Genomic DNA, 21,783 nt, shown 5'->3' on the forward strand with positions numbered 1-21,783 from the left:
GACATCAGTCACCAATCCCTTTCTTTAGTTCTATACCAGCTTCACTCATTTCATTGCGCGCATCAATGCCCTGACTTTCACTGACCGGTTCGGTCATATCCTCAAAAACCGTCACAGCATAGCCAAGCTTCATGGCATCAAGTGCGGTCTTCTTGACACAATGTGATTCCGCCAGGCCTACGACATCGACATGGTCCACACCTGCATCCTGCAAGCTCCGGGCCAACGTCCGACCTTCTCGTTGCATCGCCACGAATTCCTCACGTGTTTGTATGTTGGCAGTGTTGTCTTCAATGCCTTCGAAACCCGAATACGCCGATGCGTACTGCCCTTTCTTGAAATGATGACTTAGGCCGAGAGCGGCGATTTGTGGCATCAACTCTGCGTTCACAGTGCCGGCCACACCGTGTTTCGGCCACGAATCAACAAAATCAGGTCGTTCAGAGAAATGCGAGCCGGGCTCGATGTGCCAATCCTGCGTGGTGGCGATATAGACATAATCATCGCCGCGAGTATTCACATATTGCGCAATGCGGTCAGCTACGGCCGATCCACCATCCACCCCAAGTTCCCCGCCTTCACAGAACGTTGGCTGCACATCCACGATAATCAACGCCTTGCTTGCCATCGGTGCTCCCATCCTTTACAAATCCAAACGCCTTCCGACACCCATCAACAATGCTGAAAAACCACTCTACAAGAACACAACACTTGCGTGCCACCGCATCAAGGAATGACCTCTACAACGACGCGGCCGCAATCAGTTCACGGGTATAGACAGCTTTCGGCCGGTTCAACACGTCATTGGCACTGCCACTTTCCACGACCTTACCCTCGTGGAGGACGACGATTCGGTCCGCAATGCGCTGAACAACACCCAAATCATGAGAAATCACAATAACCGAGGTTTCCGGCCTAGCCTGGCGGATCGCTGCAAGAGCCTCAAGTATCTGCAACCGCGCCACCACATCAACGGCACTCATCGGCTCATCAGCAACAATAAGCTTGGGGTCGGTCATCAATGCCCTAGCGACGGCAACACGCTGGGCCTGTCCACCTGAAAGATCGGCAGGATACCGCTCCAAAAATTCCGCAGGATCAAGACCGACCAGAGACAGGGACTCGCGGGTTTTCCGATCAATATCGAGACTATTCTTTCTCGAATGCCGTCCAAGTCGGATATTCAGCGGTTCCGCCATTGACCGAAAAACCGTCCAACGCGGGTCGAGTGAGGTGAACGGATTCTGAAACACAAGGCTTGAATCTCGTCGCAATGCCTGATATCCAGCCGACCTCCGGCCTTCCACCAACTCACCATCAAAGGTCACCACACCACTTGTTGGTTTATCAAGGCCCAGCAGAATCCGCATCAATGTGGACTTTCCCGACCCCGAACCGCCAATCAGTGCTAGGCATTGCCCCGAATGAACCTCAATGTTGACTTCATCGACCGCAATCTGACGCCCTCTGCCTTTCCCAAAAACCTGCTGTATCCCTCTGCCGGTTAGCAATATTTGTCCCTCAGTCATTGCCATCCTACTTCCTCTGCAATGTCAATTCATGTGCCGCATCGACGAGTTTCCGTGTTGAATTGGCCTGTGGATCTGCGAGTAGAGCCGCGGTTTGTCCGGAGTCGGCAATCTGTCCGCACTCAAGTACATAGCATCGCGTCGTGGCACATGAGAGTACCGAAAAATCGTGGGTAATGAACAGCATCGAGGCCCCGGCCTTGTCAACCAATTCAACCAACAGATCGACGATGCGACGTTGCGTGATGGAATCAAGCGCCGTCGTGGGCTCGTCGGCAATAATCAGACGAGGCGACGTAATGAGCGCTGTAGCTATGCCTACGCGTTGCTGTTGTCCACCGGACAGTTCGCTCGGATATTTCTTCGCTATCGTTGCGTCAAGACCGACCTTTTCAAGCATCCTAGCCACACGCGCCTGCCGGTCAACCTTGTCCAAATCGTAATGAAGCTTGAGAGGCAATTCGATTTGCTTACCCACCGAAAGAACAGGATTCAGCGATGAAGCCGGGTTTTGAAACACCGTACCAACGTAACGACCGCGCAGACTGGCCAGTACGGGTTCGCTTGCCTCAACAACTTGTATACCGCCCACCATTGCGGAACCGGAAACCTGCGCATTGGTCGGTAACAACCCAAGCAGCGCCTTGGATATCATTGATTTGCCCGATCCCGATGAACCGATAAGGCCGACGCGTTCACCATCGCTAATATGCAAATCGATATCCCGCACAATCGGCTTGCCGTTTATACAAACGCCGAGCCGCTTAACATCAACCGACATCTCAGGACCTCCTCAATTCCGGATTCGAGGACGGATCGGTGGTATCGCGCAGCACATCGCCGAAGATATTGAGCGCAACCGCCACGATGGTGACGATAAGCCCCGGCCAGAGCGCGCTCAGCGGGTAGACGTCGATAAGCTTCACCGAGGTTGCCAACGAATGACCCCAGCTTGGCACACCGCTTGGCACACCGATTCCCAGGTAGGTCAGTCCTGATTCGGCAAGCACCGCCGTACCAGCGGACAAGGAAAGCTGGACCATGACGGTCGGCATAACATTGGGCAGGATATGATGCAGCATCACCGAAAAACCGGAAGCCCCGTACGAAAGCGCCGATCCAACATAGTCCGAGTTCGCCGCCAGCAACGCCTCCGGCCGTGCGACACGAGCCAGATTAAGACCATAACCGATTCCGCAGGCAAGAACGACAACCATAACGGAAGCACCCATCGGAACCGCAAGGATCAAGGCAATCAGGATGGTGGGGATCGAAATCAATGCATCCACCGCCACCACCGACCCGTTCGACAGCGCAGAATTGCGTGAAACCATAATGCTTATCAGCAATACGCCCAATATACCGGCGAATATCACAGAAGCAACGGCAATAAACAGATCGGTGCGTGCACCAGCCATAAGCCAACTGAATACGTCGGCACCAATGCCGTCAGTTCCCAGCCACTGCGTTGCTGAAGGCTTGGCCCACACCTGATAACCGTCCGTTTTCCACAGCGACTGCGGCGTCCAAAACAGCGAAATCAAGGAAATCGCAACCCATGAGGTCATTACGGTCAGAGCAAACTTACCTTCGCCTCGTTTCCATATCAATCGCAGCACAACCGCAAATCCCCTACCCAAAGCTACGTTTTCCCTATCTTTCGCAGCCCTTTTCGACGGCTGATTTGCCGAACGTTCGACAGATGAGACAGCACCCTGTCGCATGTCTGACAAGTCCGTACCGGTCTGATATTCCTCTGCTCTGTTGTGCGAATCGTTCCGCATCATCATGCTCTCTCCTGTACGGCGTACCTGAGACGCGGATCAAGAAAACGATGCAACAAATCTACCAGAAAACCAATGAACAGGAAGAACGCGGCCAACATGAACAATTCGCTTTGCACAGCAATAAGGTCACGGTTGCCCAAATCAGTCACCAACCCAGTGCCTATGCCCGGAAGTGCAAAAAGATTTTCTACAACCATAACGCCGGTGATCATACTGGCGAACATCAACCCGACCACGCTCACCAACTGGGGCATCGTCAATCGCAAGCCTACCTTCAATGCAGCCGCACGGCGCGTATAACCGCAAGCCATCGCCTGGTCAATATAGCCGCTGTGCATGATGTCACCCAAAGCCGAACGCGTATAGCGCATAAGGCTTGCTCCGCTAATCACGCCTACAGTCAACGCCGGCAACACCAGCGACGCGAAGGCCGTACGGAAACTGTCCCATCCGGTTTCGGGGAAGCCTTGGGACGGCAGAACACCCAGCAATCCCGTTCCTCGGCCGAACAACAAAATCAACAGAAGACCTCCCCACAACGCAGGAATCGCACCTCCGATCAGCCCAAGTAAATGAAAACCGGAACGTAATGCAGGACGCGTGGTTAAAACAGCCATCACGCCAAATGTAAGACCGATTGCGATGGCCACAATCAGCCCCAGAACGATAAGGGGAAACGTGACCGAGCACCGGGCTGCAACCATCGAGCCAATCGGGCGACCAGTGAGCAGCGATATGCCAAAGTCGCCATGCAACAGGCCATCTATCCAACTAGAATATTGCACTGCGAGCGGCCGATCAAGACCCATTTGCGAGCGCAACATAGCAACCCGTTCCGGCGGCGCGTTCAACCCTGCCATCACACTGGGGGCATCTCCAGGCAAAATGCGCAGTGCCGCAAAAATCACCACCGAAATAACGAACAATGCCGCTACAAACAGCAGGAAGCGCCGAACGATGAATCGCATCTCACACCCCTTACTCACGTGAACTCAATCATTGCCCACTACCGCTGTGCCGGAACATAGGTCACATCACGAAGCGGCAACAGGGTCTGGTTCAGATTAAGCGGAAAACCAGTCACACCAGTTTTCATCGCTGTGGTGATGCGGTAGTTGAAGAGCCAGTCGGCCGGCGCATCTTCACTGACCTGACGAGCGGCTTTGGACAGTAAAGCATCGCGTTGGGAATCATCGGAAGCTGCCATCGCCTGCCTGTAATAGTTCTTGACCTTCTCGTTGCTGTAGTTGTAGTAGTACTGGTCGTCCGTCCACTGCGAGAAGTCATGACTTTCATTGTGGTCAACCAGCGACAAATCGTAATCCTTGTTTTTCAGCACGTCCTGCAACCATGTGGAGAACTCGACCATGTTCACCTTAAGGTTGATACCGATGGGTTTGAGCTGACTGCGGAGCTGATCACCCAGTTCAGTGCCGTATGTGTTGGCATAAGTCAGCCGCAGCTCCAGCGGGTTCTCGGTTGTATAGCCGGCTTCTTTCATCAGTTCTCTGGCCTCGTCGACATCGTGCGGATAGAGGCCCGTCAAATCTTCGTACCCAGGATCAAGCGAGGCAATCGGTCCACCCAGCGGCTTATCGGCACCACCGCGGGAGGCAATAAGCTGCTTGTGGTCGATGGCATGGCGAATGGCACGGCGAACCCTTATGTCCGAAGTCGCGGCACCTTTGGAGTTCATCGCCAGAACGAACTTGTCGGTACCGTCTCCGGCAGCAACGCGGTAATGCTCGTTGTCTTTTTCGAACGGCCCGGCAAGATTTTCGCTAACAGGGGCCAGCACCTGAACATCTCCGGATTTCAACGCGTTGACAGCCGCATTGTCATCTGCGAAATAACGCAGCACAACGGTCTGCGTTATAGCCTTGCCACCCCCCCAATAGTGCGGATTGGCCTTGAGCGTTATCGAATCATTCGGCACGAACTTGGCAACGGTGTACGGACCAGAACCAACTGCTTGAGTCTTTATGTCATACTCGGCGTTCCTGTCGAGCACAAGACCTGGCCGGCACGCAAGCACCCACAACAGGTCGGAGTATGGTGCGGTCAGCTCGATCTTAACAGTATCGGTATCCGCGGCAATGGCTGACTTGAAATTCATCAGCAACTCCGAACTGTGATAATGGTTGACCATCAATTCGTTGATGGACCATGCCACGTCTTCAGCATCAAGTTTGTCACCATTCGAGAAGGTCATGTTGTCGTTCAAATGGAACGTGTAGATAGTGCCGTCGGCACTCTTTTCCCAGCTTTTGGCCAGTCCTGGCACGACATTGTTATGCGAGTCACGGGCGACGATGCCCTCATAGACATTGCCGACGAGCACCTGATCGAGCGATGTACCGGATTGGTTGCGAATATCAAGATTCGTGGGGGCAAGTTTGAGACCAATGCTCACAGAATCAGCTTGATGAGCTCTGTCGGTGACGATTTCGGCTTTCTGTCGAATAACCAGAAAAACAGAGATAAGCGCCACTACCACAACCATGGCTGCAATTGCCCAAATCCAGCCTTTCTTCGTAAGGCCGTTCGCCGCTCTCTTGCCTCCAACAGCACGTTTTTTGACATGTGCGTTAAGCGTCTCGTCAGTGCTGGCTGCGTTCTGCGCATCAGGAACATCCCTTGAGCCGTTAGCAGTAGGCGACGTGACTACATGTCCAATTCCGTCTGCCGGATCCGCTGTTTGACGGGTTGCGTCGTTTTCATCGTACGCACCTGAATTGGTAGGCATACATTCCTCTTTGATGTGATAGTAATCAAGTAAATATTGCTAGCCGCCCAAAGGGTCGCCCGCACCTCTATCATAGGAATACGGATAGATTTGCACCGCCGACGGCGTATTATGGAAGCGGATTATCGACGGAACACAGGCGCCGCATCTTGCGACGACAGCCGGAAAGCAGACAGAATGCTACTCGCGATTGACATCGGCAATACCAACATCAATATTGGCGTCGTGGACGGTTCTCCGATTGCCACCGTCGGCGAAAGCTGGCGAATTACCACTAAAACCGCACGAACAAGCGACGAATATGGTCTGTTGCTGGTTCAGTTTCTCAGGTCGGCCGGATATGGCCCCCATGACGTGGAAGATGTGATCATCGCATCTGTGGTTCCTCAAATTATGCATTCATTCCGTTCCAGCATCATCAAATTCCTTGAAATCGACCCGATGGTCGTCGGCCCGGGAATTAAATCCGGTCTCTCAATTCGTTTGGATGACCCTAAATCTTTGGGTGCCGACTGCTTGGCCGATTGCGTCGGAGCGTACGGCGTATACGGCGGCCCCGTGCTTGTAGCGGATTTCGGCACCGCGACTACATTCAATTACATCGACGCAGACAAAGCCATTATTTCCGGGTTAATCAGCCCTGGACTACAGACTTCGGTCAGCTCGCTCGTTTCCGGCACGGCTCAGCTGCCTGAAGTGGAAATCACCCGACCCGATTCCATCCTGGCCAAAGGCACGAAAACCGCCATGCAGGCCGGTCTTTACTACAACTTCCTCGGCGGTATCGAACGAACAGTCAAACAATTCCGACATGAAATCGGTCAAGACTTCAAGGTCATCGCCACCGGTGGCCTCGGTTCCCTTTTCAAGAATGATACAGACGTCATCGATATCTACGACCCTGAACTTATCTTCAAAGGTATGGCGATCATCTATCGTCTTAACGCCTAGATCCGGCCTAACTTTGAGATGCATATACACGGCCAATACACACCTGGGCAAGTTTACGATTGTAATGCGAAACCTTGATTGGTGCCGTATTCTTTGATGTCTTTCTGCCATAATCTGATGCCCGCCATCAAACTAATTTTAGGACCTGGATCTTGAGGGAGCGACAGAGGACTTCCATCAGCATTCCTCTGCCCCAAGTCAATTCGTGTTTGAACTTTTTGCCGATCACGGGCAGCGTTCGACCATTTATATGATTGCCCAACCGTTGCACGGAAATCTCCTCGCGAATACACCTCAAATGGCAAGTATTGATAATCAACCCTCACATTTTCAGCCGCATCGGCGAGTACTCGATTGAACTGCTGTCCACCGAAATACTCGACATCGATTCCACGCGAATCGCGTATCGTTGTCTTATTCAAAAACTGTTCGCTGTTTAATGCCGACTTGTCTGCGGGAAAAGCACCACCGTCGACTCTTTTGGACACACCTTCGCGATCAAGGCAAACGTATCGGATAAAACGCATAGCAGCCTCTGGCTTGCGACTCAGATTGAGCACGGAAAGCGCCGAACCGCCATTTTCCGAATTGACGGATAAACCATCAGCGGTCGGCATGGGAGCCACCCTCCAAAGCCCAGCGCTTCCCGGAACGTCTGAAACCAAGAGCGAAGGCATCCATGCACCGGTAAACACCGAGGCAACCGATCCCGTAGCCAACGCATTTTTCCACCCATCAGACCAAGTGTTCAGACGAGTGTCGATCAAGTCCTCGTCAATCATTTTCTGCCAGAAATCAGTGAAACCTTTTGTACCGGCATCATCGTCAAGATTGACCGTGACTGTTTTACCATCGCCCGAGGTACGGAACGGACGTCCTCCGTTAAGCCAGATCATAGCGTTGTAAAAACTCGCATCACCCGAATCCGCCGCAATATAAACCCCTATTGACTTAAGTTTTTTGGCAGCTTCGTAGTAATCGTTCCAAGTATGCAGCTGTGAAGCATCGACACCAGCCTGTCGAAAAACATCATCGTTGTAAAAGAAAGCCATTGGGCCAGAATCCATCGGCACTCCGTAAACACGCCCGTTGAGATGCACACTAGCCCATGTACCTGGCGTGTAGTTATCGCCGTAATCCTGCGTCCGATCGGTAATATCGCGAAGCTGTCCGCTGACCGCATATTGCGGCAGTGCAAAATATTCAAGCTGTACCACATCAGGCATGCTATAGCCATCCTGGATAGCAGAATTGAGGTTATCGTAACCGCTGGTGGTTTTCACATCCACACGAATATCTGGATTAGCTTTTTCGAAGTCACGGGCTTCAGCCCGCATGCTCGGTTCCCATGACCACACGGTTACCACAGTGCGATTGTCTTGTTGCCCGCATGCAGCCGTGGCGACAAGTACGAGCATCGAACACAGCGCAGCAAGTAGTCTTATGCACCGACGCGCTTTCATATTGGCCCGCTCCCAGATCACTCATTCATTTACACACGACATTACGCCATGGCCAAAACCGTTGAAAGCCCGAAATTCATGGAATATATTTTCCCACAGAAATGACGCTGCAGCGGCACGCAGAAATTTTCTCCGAGTGATGGATTAAATGCGATCCGAATCTCATAACGCACATATGTTTTGAGGAATGTCGCTCAATCCTCTCGATTGGTTAAGATATATCCGAACATGCCCTACCCAGCCTAAAGCGCTTCCAAGTCCCATGACTGGTCCACGGCACCGGCGGAAAAACGAAGTCAACGCGCGAAGGAACCATGACCATGAAACGATCCGTTCTTAACAATAAGACAGTCGGCATTCTGGTTGGCATCATGTTTCTTGCCATCATTTCACGGTTTGATTCGATCATTTCCCCTTCTGTTGCACAAATCCAGAAGGCGTTCCCCTTAGAAAATCCGTCAAAAGTTGAATCCATCGTTTCCATAGGAGCTTCTGCCGCGATAGTTTCAGCTATCATCTTCGGTAAAATACTGGAAAAACTTTCCTTCAAAGCAGTCGGAATAACGGCGTGCCTGTTTGTTGCGTTCGGTGGATTAACGCCGCTGTTCCTGCACAGGAGCGTCAATGAGCTGCTGGTTTGCGCCGTTATCGCCGGTTTTGGAACCGGTATTATCACCACCATGCTACCCAGTCTTGCCGCACATTTCTTCCACGGAGAACAACTCTCCAGTCTGATGGGCAAGATTATGGCAATGCAGGATGGGTCTTCAATGATGATCATGTATCTCGGCGGTTTGTTCGCAATGTCTGGATGGGTACACAACTACTGGCTTTACGCCATCAGTCTCGTTGCGCTTACTTTCGTCATCATCTTCGTTCCAAGCGATTCCGTAGCCGATACCGTCAAGGAGAACGAGAATGAAACACAACCCAAAGAATGTGCAAAACAAAGCACTCCAGCGATTATCGCTTGTGAAATCTTAGGATTCTTTAGTATTTTCCTAGTTGCCGTTCTCTATAACAAACTTTCCATCTATGTCGACGCATATCATCTGGGAGCCTCGGATGCGGCAGGCATCGCACTGATGTTCAACACAGGCTCATCGGTGGTGATCGGCCTGTTAATCAACCGCATTCAGGCGCTCCTCAAGACATTTACTATCCCGTTCGCCTTTTCTCTGATGGCGGCCGGCGCGGTACTGTTCATCTTCACCCGTTCCTTTCCTGTAGTGTGTCTTGCCGCGTTTCTTGTCGGTTCAGGAAGCGCGATCATCATGACAAGGACACCGTATCTGCTTTCCAACATTACGGAGAAAAAGCATTATCCCTTCGTCATGGGCATTTTTTCTGCAATCAGCAGCCTCGGTTTCACCATCTCCACGTGGTTCTTCAAGCTTGTTTCGCAGATTTTCAACCTTGACCCACTGATCGGAACGTTCTGGTGCATGCTGATTATTTCCGTGGTCATGGCCGTTACCCTGATTGTTTTGTGTTTCCAAAAGAAAATCGAGGCCCACTACATATACAAATAATTAGACCTATATCAGCTGTTGATTAACCGTGACAAGCAAACGATTGTCGCCATCAACGCAGGCGCGCCACAGCATTCATCACACCGTTGCCCATGCTCCACAATAACAACATCATTCAGACAAGAATTTCCGACTTAAACAGCATCAACCGGTGACTTACCGGGTCAACAAATCGTACCGACCGCGCTACCAGTTGAAGCGGATTGGAAAAATCGGTGTAATCCGGCTCAATGATTCGTGGGTACAAATCATCTCCTGCAATCGGTAAACCCAGTGAGTTCATATGCACCCGCAACTGATGGGTCTTGCCTGTTTTAGGATGCAGCACATAACGACGATAACCCGGAACAACAACGCTCCCCTGCGCTGACGCCAGTTCAATCATCGTCTCGGCGTTGACCTCTCCGGGTACCTCATATGCCTGCAACCGCCCACGATCCTTGAGAATTCGCGAACGCCTTATCAACGGAAATACGGATGGAGCGGCAAGCTCCTTAACGGTTCCTGTTCGAGGCACTGCCACAGGTCGGCAAGGGGCCAAACATTCATATGTTTTCTCAACCTGTCGATGTTGAAACAGCATCTGATAGTCTCTGCGTACCGTCGGATTGCGCACGAACAGCACTATCCCCGCAGTCATACGATCAAGACGATGTGCTGGAGTTATCTGAGGGTCATCAAAATACTCACGCAACCTGATAAGCGCCGTTTGCCGATACCACATACCCCGTGGTGTCGTCGCCAGAAAATGCGGCTTATCCACCACGATGATGTTGTCATCCTCATAAAGAACCGTCAGTTCAAACGGCACTTCCGGTTCATCAACGACAAAACGATGGCTTGTTCGCAAGAAGCTTTACTCCACCGTTACCGACTTAGCAAGATTTCGCGGTTTGTCAACATCATATCCCTTGAGTTCTGCCATGTCCAAGGCCAGCAGCTGCAAGGGCACCACATCGACCAAAGGGCTGAGCAACGTCGGGCACTCGGGGCGCCAAAAAACAATATCCGCATACTTCTCGGCATCCGGATCACCGACTTCGGCCACTGCGATGGTGAACGCACCTCGAGCCTTAACCTCCTCGATGGCGGAAATAACCTTGTTATGCAACACATTGCGGCCACGCGACGAAGGAACGATGACAACAACCGGCTCCCCTTCTTCGACAAGCGCGATAGGACCATGCTTGAGTTCCCCAGCGGCAAAGCCCTCGGTAAAGGTATATGCAATCTCTTTAAGTTTCAGTGCACCTTCCATTGCCACGGGATACCCCACATGACGCCCAAGGAAGAGGAACGACTTGGCATTGATCATCTTGCTTGCCGCATCATTGATACTCTCGGCCTCATGATCGAGCACCCATTGGATCTTTTCGGGCATTTGCTTGAGTTGATCAAGAATCTGATGGATTTCATCGCGGTAAAGCGTGCACTTGACCTGGGCAAGATAAAGGCCGAGCAAGTAAGCCGCGACGATTTGGGCGACAAATGCTTTGGTAGAGGCCACGGCGATTTCTGGACCAGCATGAGTGTAGAGCACCGCATCAGATTCTCGTGGAATCGTAGATCCCTGCGTATTGCAGATGGCAAGCACGCGAGAACCCTGCTCACGGGCATGGCGCAAAGCCATGAGCGTATCCATGGTCTCACCTGATTGCGAGATGGCAACAACAAGCGTACGCGGGGTGAGGATTGGGTCACGATAACGGAATTCGTGTGCAAGTTCGATCTCGACGGGAATACGAACCCAATGCTCAATGGCATACTTGGCAACCATGCCGGCATAACTAGCTGTTCCGCAGGCAACCACAATGATTTTATCAATCTGGCGGAACGCCTCTGCATCAATGTGCACTTCATCTAGCTTGATTTCGCCGTCTTCATCAAAACGACCAATCAATGTATTGCGCACAGCTGAAGGATCCTCATGGATTTCCTTGTCCATGAAAGAATCCCAACCGCCTTTATCGGACGCGCTCGCATCCCAATCAATGGTGAATCGCTTGGGATTGTTGACCAAATTGCCATCGAAATCGGTAACAGTTACGCTATCTCCGGAAATGCAGACAGCCTTATCCTGATCGACTTCCATTGCCTCTTTGGTATACGCGACAAACGCCGCGACGTCTGAACCAAGGAAGTTTTCGCCATCTCCGAGACCTACGACAAGCGGCGAGTCATGACGCACGCCAACCACTATATCGGGTTGCCGAGCATCGACGGCGAGAATGGTGAATGCACCTGTCAACATACGGGCCATGCGGCGCAAAGCCTCGAACAAATCCGGCTTACCGGTCTCGTCAATGACAATATTGGCAATCTTGCCCAGAAGTTTTGCAGCTACTTCAGTATCAGTCGCGGAAAGGAATGTATAACCTTCCGCTTGTAGATCGAGACGTAGGGTCCCAGCATTCTCGATGATGCCGTTATGGATAATGGCAATCTTGCCATCTTCGCTGGTGTGCGGATGCGAGTTTATATCACTCGGTGCGCCATTGGTAGCCCAACGAGTATGACCGATGCCCACGGTCGCATCTGGCACGGGGATCCGTTTGATATCGGCCGCCAGATTGGACAGACGTCCGGATTTCTTACGTACGGCTACCCTCTGCATGCCCGGAGCCGCCAACGCGACACCAGCAGAGTCATACCCTCTATATTCGAGGCGTTTCAGCCCCTGCATGCATACTTCCAGCGGTTTTCCGCAAGCTGTCTTGTTTCCCGCATATCCAACAATTCCACACATAAACTATGAGTTTATGCGAAACCCCGCCCAGCCCACAACAACCTGACAAAAGTTTCGCTAACTGCCCACATACCACTACAGCACGTGGCTCAGGAAGTCTTGGAAACGAGGTTCCTGCGGATGTTCGATGATTTCGGCACCGCCGTGCTCAACAACGACTCCGCCGTCCATAAAGACGATCTGATCAGCCACTTCACGGGCGAACCCAATCTCATGGGTCACTACAATCATCGTCATGCCGGCATCTGCCAGCGAGCGCATGACAGCAAGCACTTCCCCCACCAGTTCCGGATCAAGGGCGGAAGTCGGCTCGTCGAAGAGCATAATCTTCGGTTTCATCGCCAAGGCGCGAGCAATGGCTACCCGCTGCTGCTGCCCGCCTGAAAGCTGCATGGGATAATAATTCGCTCTGTCACCCATACCAACACGCTCGAGCTCCTTTAAGGCCTCTTCGCGAGCCTGCTTTTTGGGCACTTTGGCGACATGAACCGGCGCTTCCATTACGTTTTGCAAAACAGTACGATGCGGGAAAAGATTGAAACGCTGGAACACCATACCCAGCTTTTCGCGCTGTCGAGCCATTTCTTTGTCATTCAAGGTTTGCAGCACATCCTCACCTGCCCGGTTGACATGTTTATAGCCGATGAGCTCGCCATCGACCTCGATGCTGCCCCCGGTCAGGGTCTCAAGTTGGTTGATAAGCCGCAGGAATGTAGATTTGCCGGAACCAGAAGGGCCAAGGATGACGGTGACTGTTCCAGGCATCACCTCCATGTCGATGCCCTTGAGCACGTGCAAATCGCCGAACGCCTTGTGTACCTGAGTTGCTTTGACAGCTGGTACAGTGTTCGAAACGGGATTCCCGACACTTTTCTGCTTTTCACTCGGGGACATGGCTGCAGGTAAATCATTAATCGTGGTGGTGTTCTTTTCCATGTTTCAGCCCTCTTATGCGTTGAGTCCAAGAAATGTGGCCTTGACAACTTTTGAATCGTTTTTTGCAACGGATTGCCCATCCTCATCGCCATCATCCGCCGGCGCGTGAGCCCCGGAACCTTCGTTAAAGCCCTTACCAAAGTACTTCTCAAGTCGTGACTGCACAATCATCAACACAGAAGTAATCACCAAATACCAGAAGCATGCCACAATCAGCAACGGAATCGGCTTATAGATGCGACTTGCAATCGCATTCGTCGCGAACTGAATCTCAAGGCTGAAGGGCACCGCAGAAACCAACGAGGTAGTTTTGAGCATACTGATAACCTCATTGCCTGTCGGCGGAACAATGATGCGCATGGCCTGTGGAAGAATCACACGACGCATAATCAATGTACGAGACATACCAAGCGCTTCAGCCGCCTCACCCTGCCCCGGATCGACAGCTTCAAGCCCCGCACGTACGATTTCAGCGAGATATGCCGACTCGTTGAACGCCAAGCCGATCATCGCCGCAAGGAAGCCTTGGGCTATCAGTTTATTGAGCTGTTCGGTGCTCATTTGCCAGAAACTGATGTCGGTAAACGGAATCCCGAGCGAGATCGTCGGTATCAGCACTGAGAAAAGACCCCAGAACACCAGCTGAGTATATACAGGGGTACCACGGAAAAACCAAATCCAAAACCAGCTAACCCCACGCAGCACAGGATTGACCGATTGACGCATCACTGCCAAAATCACGGCCAGAACTATGGCGATGAACATGGAGGTAACCGTAAGGATAATCGTCCAGCCGATACCGCTGAGCACATGCTCATTGAAAAGGTATTTCCAAACGGTCGGCCAATCGAATTTCTCATTGCTAACCATACCATGCACGAGCATCACTACGAGGAACGCAACGATGATGGCCGCAATAAGCGAGCCCGGACGGCGCACTGGTTTGGCATGAATCCGATTCGGGATACCAAGCCCATCCGATTGACTGCAGCGTGCCATAGCGCACCTTTCTTTGCTTCTGAAGCGTGACATATCCGTCTTTTTCTATCCGTCAGGTGTATCTCTCAACAGAATTTATTTGTATATTATACTTCAGTGCGCATAATCGCACCTGACATCTCATTCAAGGCCGCACTGCAGTCACCGCTAGATACACAAGCTAACTGCACAGCACGAGACCTCACAAAACACATAGTGTGACGCAAACAATGAAAAGGTCTGGTCGCTGCCCAAACAACACCGACCAGACCTCTGCACTGACCATCACATCTTATTTGATGTCGGTATAGTCGTTGATCTTGGCTTGCTTAACAGCGCCAGCTTCGTTACCCCAAGACTTAAGAATCTTGGCATAGGTGCCGTCATCCATAAGTTTCTGCAGTGCAGCCCGCACAGCCCCGGCCGTCTGCATGTCACCTTTCTGAACCACCACGGCCTCTGGAGTCATGTTGAAAGCCTTACCCATAAGCTCCAGCTGATTGCCGTTCTGTTTGACGGCATAACCGGAAACAGTCGAATCAGCGCAGAAGGCATCAGCCTTTCCAGTAGCGACATTGGTCGCGACCACAGTCTGTTCCTTCATCGGTTGAATTTCGATGGCCTTCTTACCGGCCGCGACACACTGGGAATTTAGATCTTTAACCGTCGTTTCATGCACGGTACTGGTCTGTACCGCCACGGTATGACCACACAGGTTGTCAACCGTCAACTTCTTCGGGTTGCCCTTCTGAACCACAAAGGACGCCCCAATGTTGAGGAAGGACACGAACTCAGCGGCATCCTTTCGAGACTGGTTCATGGTGAATCCGGAAATGCCGACATCATACTTCGAACCAATGCCCGGCATGATGGAGTCGAAATCAGCAGCGGTCGGGTCGAACTTCAAACCGAAAACGGCCGAGAGGGCCTTGGCGACATCCATGTCATAGCCGATCGGCGTCTTACCGTCCTTGTCAAGGAACTCAGCAGGAGCGTAATCAGGTGAGACACCGACGGTAAATTTGCCGTCCTTTTTTATAGAATCAGGCAGCATCGCGGCAATCTTGTCGTCCTTCTTCACGCTATCGACAATCGATGCATTGCCCTTAGGCGATGCACTTTCATCAGTTTCGTCAGTGGTTCCGCAAGCAGACAAGCCCGCAACCATTGCAGTGGAGCAAACCCCTACCAGAACACTTTTGACCAGTTTTGAAATTCCCAAAGACATTTTTCGTCCTCTCCGGAACGACTAACCGTTCCATCCGCTATTCACATTTTGCATATTATTCCTATTTCTGCATTTATACAATTAGCCGTCTCACTTGCCGGACAACTGACAGTCGAATTACAGCCCAGCCACAAGCATCATCGACTTGCCTTTACAAACCACATACCATTCGCACGAAGAAACACGTACCATCAGGACCGTTCATTAAGTTGCGAGAAAAAGCAATCCGACGAATAATTGCTCAAGCTTTGACAGTTTGGCGGACATTCGACAAGACCCATTCAAGAAACAAACCGGAGTCGGCCCTCAGTAATATATAGCTGTCCGTTGCCAGCCGCGAACATATCGGACAATCTAGCGCACAAGCTTGTTTTCATAACGCATAGCGCGAAGAGCTTCGCGCTTATCTTCCGCTTCTCGCAGCGCTTGGCGCTTATCATATTCCTTCTTGCCGCGAGCAAGTGCAATCTCGACTTTAACTCGACCATTCTTAAAATAAAGGCTCAGCGGAACGATGGTGTATCCCTTCGCCTCAATCTGCCGTTCCAGCTTGGCGATTTGAGCAGAGTGGAGCAAGAGCTTTCGTTTACGCTTGGGGGCATGGTTATTCCATGTTCCGTTGAGGTATTCAGGAATGTTTGCCCCTTCGAGCCACATTTCACCCTTACGATCAATAGAAACGAACGATTCGACAAGCGAGGCACGACCCTCTCGAAGCGATTTGACCTCGGTACCGGTGAGGACCAATCCCGCCTCATAATGATCTTCGATCGAATAGTTGTGACGCGCTTTACGATTCTGTGCAATAAGTTGCGTACCCTGTTCCTTCGCCATGCCTGCCCTCGTTTCCTCAATTCCTAAGATATGCCCGACGATAGCATAAACGCGCCACCCAAACGGGAAGGCGCGTTTATGCCTGCTTCTATCGACACTGAATCAAATCCTGTACCCACATATCAGTAGATATATTCATAAGCGCTCGAAGCTGCGATGACCTCGTAATGCGGAAAATCAGGGAATCCCGTTCCACCTTCGGAAATCATCATCGTTCCACCATTAATGGCCTCAACAACAGCTACATGGCCGTATGCTCTGTGAGCATTCCAATGACCGCCGACACTCTGTCCTCGAGCAAACACGACAACCGCTCCGACAGCTGGGGTCCTTCCGACCGACCAACCCATGCTCCGCGCAGTATTCGCCCAATCACCACCATTACCCATACGACCAGTCACCGGTTTGCCGAGTGCGTTCCTGCGCATCCAAGCCCACAAAGTGCATTGTTTGGGAGGATACGGTGCTGCTCCACCACTCGAACCACCGCCACCAGTGGACGGTTTCGAAGGAGCAGGTGCAGGAGTTGGTGTACCTTTGCCTCCTGAGGAATTCGAGGAAGAACCGTTCGAAGGCTTACTCCACGTCTGCCCGCCGTTGGAATGCGCATTGTAATTCTTGTTAGCTGCAACAATGGCTGCCTGAGCTTGAGCATCGATTTGCGCCTTGAGCGAGACCATCTGCACGGCCGCCCTTGCAGAATCAGTCGTCAGCTGACTCTTCTGGCTTTCCAGATAGTTGCGCTGGCTGACACCCTGGTCAAGCAAAGTTTGCAAACTGTTCTGCTTAGCTTGCGCCGTCTGTGCCGCCTGTTGCGCAGCAGCTGCATTATTGTCAGCCTCGACTTTGAGTTTGGAAATCTGAGCTTCAATGGCTTCCAGCCGCTGCTTACGATTCATTGAAGAGTTGAGCGTGTTGGCGTCCTCATCCGCAGCATTGACCTCACTGCGTTTGACGGCGGCCTGAGACTGCAACTTATCAACGAAATCCTGGGTTGTGGAAGATTTGGTAACCACATCCATAACCTGCGTGGCTTGTGTGGCATGGAAACCATCACGGGCTACCTGAGCAACACCGGCCTTAGCATCGTCATAATCCGCACCGGTCTGCTCAATCTTGGCCTGCAGATCTTGCTTATCTTTTATAGCTGCGTTAAGCCGCTCAGTGGCCGACTGTGCGGCGGTCTGAGCTTGCGTCGCGCTGTCTTGCGCATCGGATGCGGCTTGCTGAGCCGCGGGAATCTGATTATCAGTCAGATCGTTGAGCTGGATGATTTTATTGGCCAAATCCGCATTTACACCAGCCAACTGGTTACGCAAATTATTGGCTTCCTGTTGCTTCTGTCGATAGTCGCCCCATGTAACGGCCTCGGCCTTCTCCGGATTGGTCACAAATACCAGCGCGACAGAAGTAAACATCACGGAGAATGCAACTACCATGCCCACTACTGTACGTACTCGTTGGGCGACTTTTAACACAACAAAACCTTTCATTAGACGTTGCAATGGTGTCATTGTAACAGACTCACATCAAGAGTCCCTGAGAACATCTGAACCCGATAGGTTCAAACCTGCAGGTATCTGCGCAGCGAAAGCGTGGAAACGAATGCCGAAAGTAGCATGGAACCAGCAACCAACGCCGGAGCCATCAACCACACGGTTTTCTGATTAATGAACGGCATCCATTGCACGGTTTGGGCCAGCCAATCGGTTATGAACAGTTTAACGATAGCGCTAAGCGCCGCACACGACAGCAGCGATCCCAGGAATGAAGCCAGCACACCCTCGAGAATGAAGGGCAGACGAATCGTCCAGTTGGATGCACCGACGAGGCGCATGATTTCCGTTTCGTTTTTCCTGCTCGCAGCACTCATTCGTATGGTGATACCCGTCAACAGAACAGCAACGACGACCATTACCGCAGCCAGCACCAACGTGATGGCTGTTCCTTTATTGAGTATTGCGAACACGGGATCAAAAATCTGACGCTGATCAAGAACCTCTTCAACCCCTTGGCTGCCAGTGAGAGTTTCCGATACCTCTTGGTACTTGGTCGGATCTTTGAGTTTCAGTCTCAGCGAATCCTGCATATCAGCAGCCGTCAAAGTCCGTCCCTGATAAATCCCATTGGGATATTGCTTCAAAAATGTGTTCTTGTAAAAGTCTTCGCGACTCTCGTACGTGATTTTGTCGACCACATTATGAAGATTGTCATGAATCTTCTCTTCGAGCTGGACGATTTCCTGCTGAGTCGGAGCCTTGCCGACAGAGCAATTGGCTGCCTGACTTGTACCATCAGGGCAAAGCCAGACCACAACTTCGACCTCTTTGTACCAATCCCCTTTCGCTTTTGTAATCTGCGCCTGCATCAGACCGGACGCACCGATGAAAAGGAAGGAGATGAAAGTCACCAGCAACACCGAAAAAATCATCGAGACATTCTGCTTCAAACTCGTCCATGTCTCGGAAAGAATAAACCGCGCTCTCACTTGCTTTCCCCTTTGGCTTCTCCGTTATCAGAAGATTGACCATCGGCATTGCGCCGACTACCTCTATTGCTATCACTTGATTGAGTTGCCGTTCTTTTCGGAGGAATCGGCGGTGAAGGTATATCTGAAACATTGGTCTTTGCAGCGGACTTGCTGTTTATTTCGGGCTTAGCAGCATCCTGATTATGACCATGCTGATCCGTTTTTGATGTTGAGGTCTTTGGGGACTCTGGTTCAGAGTCATGAGCACTGACCAGCTCTTCATTGGTCAGTCCTTTACCCCAGGTCATCGTGGTTTCGGCAGACTGGAATGCCTCACCATACCGCCCTGTTCTCCCTGAATGCACGGCATTGGCCAAGCGGGCGATCCCCTCGTTCTCACCGGTTCCATTGACCACAGCATTCGCAACGGCATCCATAGCCCGTTCCACGACAGTGGAACGATTGCTAGTGGGTCGCTTAGGAACATCAGTCGTCTCTGACGGAACAGTCTCGGCATCTTCTTGTGATCGCTTAAATTTGCCCTCGTCGGATTCAATGACTTGCTTGGCTTTAGACTCCACTTCGGCATCCGGGAAGTATTTCGACGAATCGTAACTGCCCTTTGCCTCATCACGTACGATGTTGCCTGTATGCAGCTCGACCACTCTCTTACGCATGGAATTGACGATTTCTTCGTTGTGTGTCGCCATGAGGATGGTGGTGCCGGTGCGATTGATGGCGTCCAAAACTTCCATAATACCTAAGGAAGTGGTCGGATCCAAGTTACCAGTGGGCTCATCTGCCAAAATAATCTGTGGATGGTTCACATATGCACGAGCAATGGCCACACGCTGGGCCTCACCGCCGGAAAGCTCGTGCGGATAATTATTCTCTTTGCCCGTGAGCCCGACTGTTTCAAGCACTCTGGGCACCAACGTCTTAATGGTCGAACGTCGGGTTCCGATAACTTCCAAAGCAAAAGCGACATTCTGCCAGACCGTTTTGTTGTTCAACAATTTGTAGTCTTGGAAAATGAAGCCGATGGAACGCCGATACTGTGGAATTTGACGGGTTGTAAGACGTCGCAGATCGTTACCGGCCACACGGATTTCACCATCGGTGGCCTCCTCTTCACGGAGGAGCAAGCTCAGCAACGTCGTTTTGCCTGAGCCGGAGGCGCCTACAAGAAACACAAAATCGCCGCGCTCAATATCCAGACTGATGTTGTCAAGAGCCGGCCGCGTGCCTTTGGGATAGATCTTCGAGACCTCATCCAATGTAATCAACGCCATATTGCCGTTTCCTTACTGCTTTCGAGTGTGTTCAAATATATTGACATAGTATCTTTTGCAGTCTGACAAAATGCGAAGGCATTCCACCAAACCTCATCAGCCTTTATCTTCAGCTTGCTCTGCAGCGGCCTCACGCCGTTGCTCATGGCGCCAGCGAATGCCCGCGTCAATGAAACCGTTGATATCGCCGTCGAAGACGGCCTGCGTCTGCGAAGTCTCATAACCGGTACGCAAATCCTTGACCATCTGGTAAGGATGAAGCACATACGAACGCATCTGATCGCCCCAGCTTGCCTTGATGTCACCGGCAAGTTCCTTTTTCTTCTTAGCCTCTTCCTCGTGGCGAAGTACCAGAAGCCGGGACTGAAGAACGGCCATCGCCGCGGCACGGTTCTGTATCTGGCTACGTTCGTCCTGCATCGTCACCACAATGTTGGTGGGCAAATGGGTGATGCGCACCGCGGAATACGTGGTGTTGACACCTTGTCCTCCCGGGCCCGACGAGCAGTAGGTATCCACACGAATCTCCGAATCGGGAATGTCAATGTGATCGGTTGCCTCAACCAACGGTACGACTTCAACCGCAGCGAAACTGGTCTGCCGACGACCCTGGTTGTCAAACGGTGAAATACGCACCAGACGATGAGTGCCGCCCTCGACGGAAAGGCGACCATAGGCGTAAGGAGCGTCCACTTCAAACGTTACTGACTTGATACCCGCCTCCTCGGCATACGAGGTATCCATAACTTTGACCTTGAAGCCGTTGCGTTCAGACCAACGCACATACATGCGCAACAGCATTTGCGCAAAATCAGCCGCATCCACGCCGCCAGCACCGCTTCGGATCGTGACCACGGCACTGCGTTCGTCGTATTCGCCATCGAGCAGCGTCTGAATCTCCATCTCATCGAGATCTTTTTGCAGGGCGTCAACGCCGCTGAGAGCCTCACTCATCGAATTGGAATCATCTTCCTCCTGGCCCAGTTCGTAAAGAGTCTCAAGATCATCGAACCGGTCAGAAAGAGAGGCAAGCTTCTTGATCAATCCCTGCTTGCCAGAAAGCTTGCTGGTAATTTTCTGCGCATTCTCAACATTATCCCAAAGATTCGGGTCAGATGCTTCCTCCTCGAGCTGCGCAATCTCAGACTTGAGACGATCGACATCCAGCGCTTTCTCAATCGTCTCGTATTTTGCATGCGCTTCACCCAGCGCTTGTGAAAAATCAAACTCTGCCATCACACTCCACCTTATGCTTGTTCATCGATAAGTTCCTGACCGTCTTCAACGGGGC

Annotated in this window: 19 protein-coding genes; 2 read left to right on the plus strand and 17 right to left on the minus strand. The window is 51.7% G+C overall.

Going from position 1 to position 21,783, the window contains the following annotated elements:
* Positions 1–4 precede the first annotated feature (4 nt).
* From GA0061077_RS03310 to GA0061077_RS03335, 6 genes are all read right to left on the minus strand, one after another.
* On the minus strand, positions 5–628 hold the full coding sequence (locus GA0061077_RS03310; protein WP_091847644.1) for an isochorismatase family protein: 624 nt from the start codon (positions 626–628) through the stop codon (positions 5–7).
* A gap of 112 nt (positions 629–740) precedes the next feature.
* Positions 741–1,529: an ABC transporter ATP-binding protein gene (locus GA0061077_RS03315; RefSeq protein WP_091847646.1), complete on the minus strand. Its 789-nt coding sequence runs from the start codon at positions 1,527–1,529 to the stop codon at positions 741–743.
* A 7-nt stretch (positions 1,530–1,536) separates the two neighbouring features.
* Positions 1,537–2,310: an ATP-binding cassette domain-containing protein gene (locus GA0061077_RS03320; protein ID WP_091847448.1), complete on the minus strand. Its 774-nt coding sequence runs from the start codon at positions 2,308–2,310 to the stop codon at positions 1,537–1,539.
* Position 2,311: 1 nt separating this feature from the next.
* A complete protein-coding gene (locus tag GA0061077_RS03325; protein ID WP_234696497.1) occupies positions 2,312–3,097 on the minus strand; it encodes an ABC transporter permease in 786 nt (261 codons plus the stop codon).
* Between the two features lie 218 nt (positions 3,098–3,315).
* On the minus strand, positions 3,316–4,284 hold the full coding sequence (locus tag GA0061077_RS03330) for an ABC transporter permease (RefSeq protein ID WP_091847449.1): 969 nt from the start codon (positions 4,282–4,284) through the stop codon (positions 3,316–3,318).
* Between the two features lie 38 nt (positions 4,285–4,322).
* A complete protein-coding gene (locus GA0061077_RS03335; protein WP_091847450.1) occupies positions 4,323–6,062 on the minus strand; it encodes an ABC transporter substrate-binding protein in 1,740 nt (579 codons plus the stop codon).
* Positions 6,063–6,239: 177 nt separating this feature from the next.
* Here GA0061077_RS03335 and GA0061077_RS03340 point away from each other — a divergent pair, with 177 nt between their 5' ends.
* Positions 6,240–7,013, plus strand: coding sequence for a type III pantothenate kinase (locus GA0061077_RS03340; protein ID WP_091847451.1), 774 nt, complete (start codon positions 6,240–6,242; stop codon positions 7,011–7,013).
* Positions 7,014–7,066: 53 nt separating this feature from the next.
* On the opposite strand, the gene GA0061077_RS03345 is transcribed toward GA0061077_RS03340, so the two are convergent.
* The gene (locus GA0061077_RS03345; protein WP_091847452.1) at positions 7,067–8,476 is read right to left on the minus strand and encodes an ABC transporter substrate-binding protein; all 1,410 of its coding nucleotides are present in this window, start codon (positions 8,474–8,476) and stop codon (positions 7,067–7,069) included.
* 320 nt (positions 8,477–8,796) lie between these two features.
* Here GA0061077_RS03345 and GA0061077_RS03350 point away from each other — a divergent pair, with 320 nt between their 5' ends.
* Entirely contained in the window at positions 8,797–10,008 is a 1,212-nt protein-coding gene (locus GA0061077_RS03350; RefSeq protein WP_159426905.1) for an MFS transporter, read from the plus strand.
* A 115-nt stretch (positions 10,009–10,123) separates the two neighbouring features.
* Here GA0061077_RS03350 and GA0061077_RS03355 read toward each other — a convergent pair whose 3' ends face one another.
* The 10 genes from GA0061077_RS03355 to prfB form a co-directional block, all read right to left on the minus strand.
* On the minus strand, positions 10,124–10,858 hold the full coding sequence (locus tag GA0061077_RS03355) for a pseudouridine synthase (protein ID WP_091847454.1): 735 nt from the start codon (positions 10,856–10,858) through the stop codon (positions 10,124–10,126).
* Between the two features lie 6 nt (positions 10,859–10,864).
* A complete protein-coding gene (gene glmS, locus GA0061077_RS03360; RefSeq protein WP_091847455.1) occupies positions 10,865–12,754 on the minus strand; it encodes a glutamine--fructose-6-phosphate transaminase (isomerizing) in 1,890 nt (629 codons plus the stop codon).
* Positions 12,755–12,829: 75 nt separating this feature from the next.
* A complete protein-coding gene (locus tag GA0061077_RS03365; protein WP_183193127.1) occupies positions 12,830–13,648 on the minus strand; it encodes an amino acid ABC transporter ATP-binding protein in 819 nt (272 codons plus the stop codon).
* A gap of 54 nt (positions 13,649–13,702) precedes the next feature.
* Positions 13,703–14,689 carry an amino acid ABC transporter permease gene (locus tag GA0061077_RS03370; protein WP_091847457.1) on the minus strand — a complete coding sequence of 329 codons (987 nt, stop codon included), beginning with the start codon at positions 14,687–14,689 and terminating at the stop codon, positions 13,703–13,705.
* Between the two features lie 271 nt (positions 14,690–14,960).
* On the minus strand, positions 14,961–15,890 hold the full coding sequence (locus GA0061077_RS03375; RefSeq protein WP_375773977.1) for an ABC transporter substrate-binding protein: 930 nt from the start codon (positions 15,888–15,890) through the stop codon (positions 14,961–14,963).
* A 360-nt stretch (positions 15,891–16,250) separates the two neighbouring features.
* Positions 16,251–16,730, minus strand: a complete 480-nt coding sequence (gene smpB / locus GA0061077_RS03380) for an SsrA-binding protein SmpB (RefSeq protein ID WP_091847459.1) — start codon at positions 16,728–16,730, stop codon at positions 16,251–16,253.
* A gap of 122 nt (positions 16,731–16,852) precedes the next feature.
* A complete protein-coding gene (locus GA0061077_RS03385; protein WP_234696479.1) occupies positions 16,853–18,169 on the minus strand; it encodes a CHAP domain-containing protein in 1,317 nt (438 codons plus the stop codon).
* 125 nt (positions 18,170–18,294) lie between these two features.
* Entirely contained in the window at positions 18,295–19,218 is a 924-nt protein-coding gene (gene ftsX, locus GA0061077_RS03390) for a permease-like cell division protein FtsX (RefSeq protein ID WP_091847461.1), read from the minus strand.
* A complete protein-coding gene (gene ftsE / locus GA0061077_RS03395; RefSeq protein ID WP_234696480.1) occupies positions 19,215–20,492 on the minus strand; it encodes a cell division ATP-binding protein FtsE in 1,278 nt (425 codons plus the stop codon). The genes ftsX and ftsE overlap by 4 nt, the downstream gene beginning before the upstream one ends.
* Before the next feature lie 96 nt (positions 20,493–20,588).
* Positions 20,589–21,728: a peptide chain release factor 2 gene (gene prfB, locus GA0061077_RS03400; protein WP_091847462.1), complete on the minus strand. Its 1,140-nt coding sequence runs from the start codon at positions 21,726–21,728 to the stop codon at positions 20,589–20,591.
* Between the last annotated feature and the right edge of the window lie 55 nt (positions 21,729–21,783).

Source organism: Bifidobacterium commune (genome assembly GCF_900094885.1).
In the GTDB taxonomy this organism is placed as follows: Bacteria; Actinomycetota; Actinomycetes; order Actinomycetales; family Bifidobacteriaceae; genus Bifidobacterium; species Bifidobacterium commune.

Bases quoted from the DNA above. Each gene is read 5' to 3' on its own strand.
- GA0061077_RS03385 (WP_234696479.1), bottom strand. From the start codon at position 18,169: ATGGTAGTTGCATTCTCCGTGATGTTTACTTCTGTCGCGCTGGTATTT.
- GA0061077_RS03330 (WP_091847449.1), bottom strand. From the start codon at position 4,284: ATGCGATTCATCGTTCGGCGCTTCCTGCTGTTTGTAGCGGCATTGTTC.
- ftsE (WP_234696480.1), bottom strand. From the start codon at position 20,492: ATGGCGTTGATTACATTGGATGAGGTCTCGAAGATCTATCCCAAAGGC.
- GA0061077_RS03335 (WP_091847450.1), bottom strand. From the start codon at position 6,062: ATGCCTACCAATTCAGGTGCGTACGATGAAAACGACGCAACCCGTCAA.
- smpB (WP_091847459.1), bottom strand. From the start codon at position 16,730: ATGGCGAAGGAACAGGGTACGCAACTTATTGCACAGAATCGTAAAGCG.
- GA0061077_RS03345 (WP_091847452.1), bottom strand. From the start codon at position 8,476: ATGAAAGCGCGTCGGTGCATAAGACTACTTGCTGCGCTGTGTTCGATG.
- GA0061077_RS03350 (WP_159426905.1), top strand. From the start codon at position 8,797: ATGAAACGATCCGTTCTTAACAATAAGACAGTCGGCATTCTGGTTGGC.
- GA0061077_RS03340 (WP_091847451.1), top strand. From the start codon at position 6,240: ATGCTACTCGCGATTGACATCGGCAATACCAACATCAATATTGGCGTC.
- prfB (WP_091847462.1), bottom strand. From the start codon at position 21,728: ATGGCAGAGTTTGATTTTTCACAAGCGCTGGGTGAAGCGCATGCAAAA.
- glmS (WP_091847455.1), bottom strand. From the start codon at position 12,754: ATGTGTGGAATTGTTGGATATGCGGGAAACAAGACAGCTTGCGGAAAA.
- GA0061077_RS03325 (WP_234696497.1), bottom strand. From the start codon at position 3,097: ATGACCTCATGGGTTGCGATTTCCTTGATTTCGCTGTTTTGGACGCCG.
- GA0061077_RS03365 (WP_183193127.1), bottom strand. From the start codon at position 13,648: ATGTCCCCGAGTGAAAAGCAGAAAAGTGTCGGGAATCCCGTTTCGAAC.
- GA0061077_RS03315 (WP_091847646.1), bottom strand. From the start codon at position 1,529: ATGACTGAGGGACAAATATTGCTAACCGGCAGAGGGATACAGCAGGTT.
- GA0061077_RS03320 (WP_091847448.1), bottom strand. From the start codon at position 2,310: ATGTCGGTTGATGTTAAGCGGCTCGGCGTTTGTATAAACGGCAAGCCG.
- GA0061077_RS03370 (WP_091847457.1), bottom strand. From the start codon at position 14,689: ATGGCACGCTGCAGTCAATCGGATGGGCTTGGTATCCCGAATCGGATT.
- GA0061077_RS03310 (WP_091847644.1), bottom strand. From the start codon at position 628: ATGGCAAGCAAGGCGTTGATTATCGTGGATGTGCAGCCAACGTTCTGT.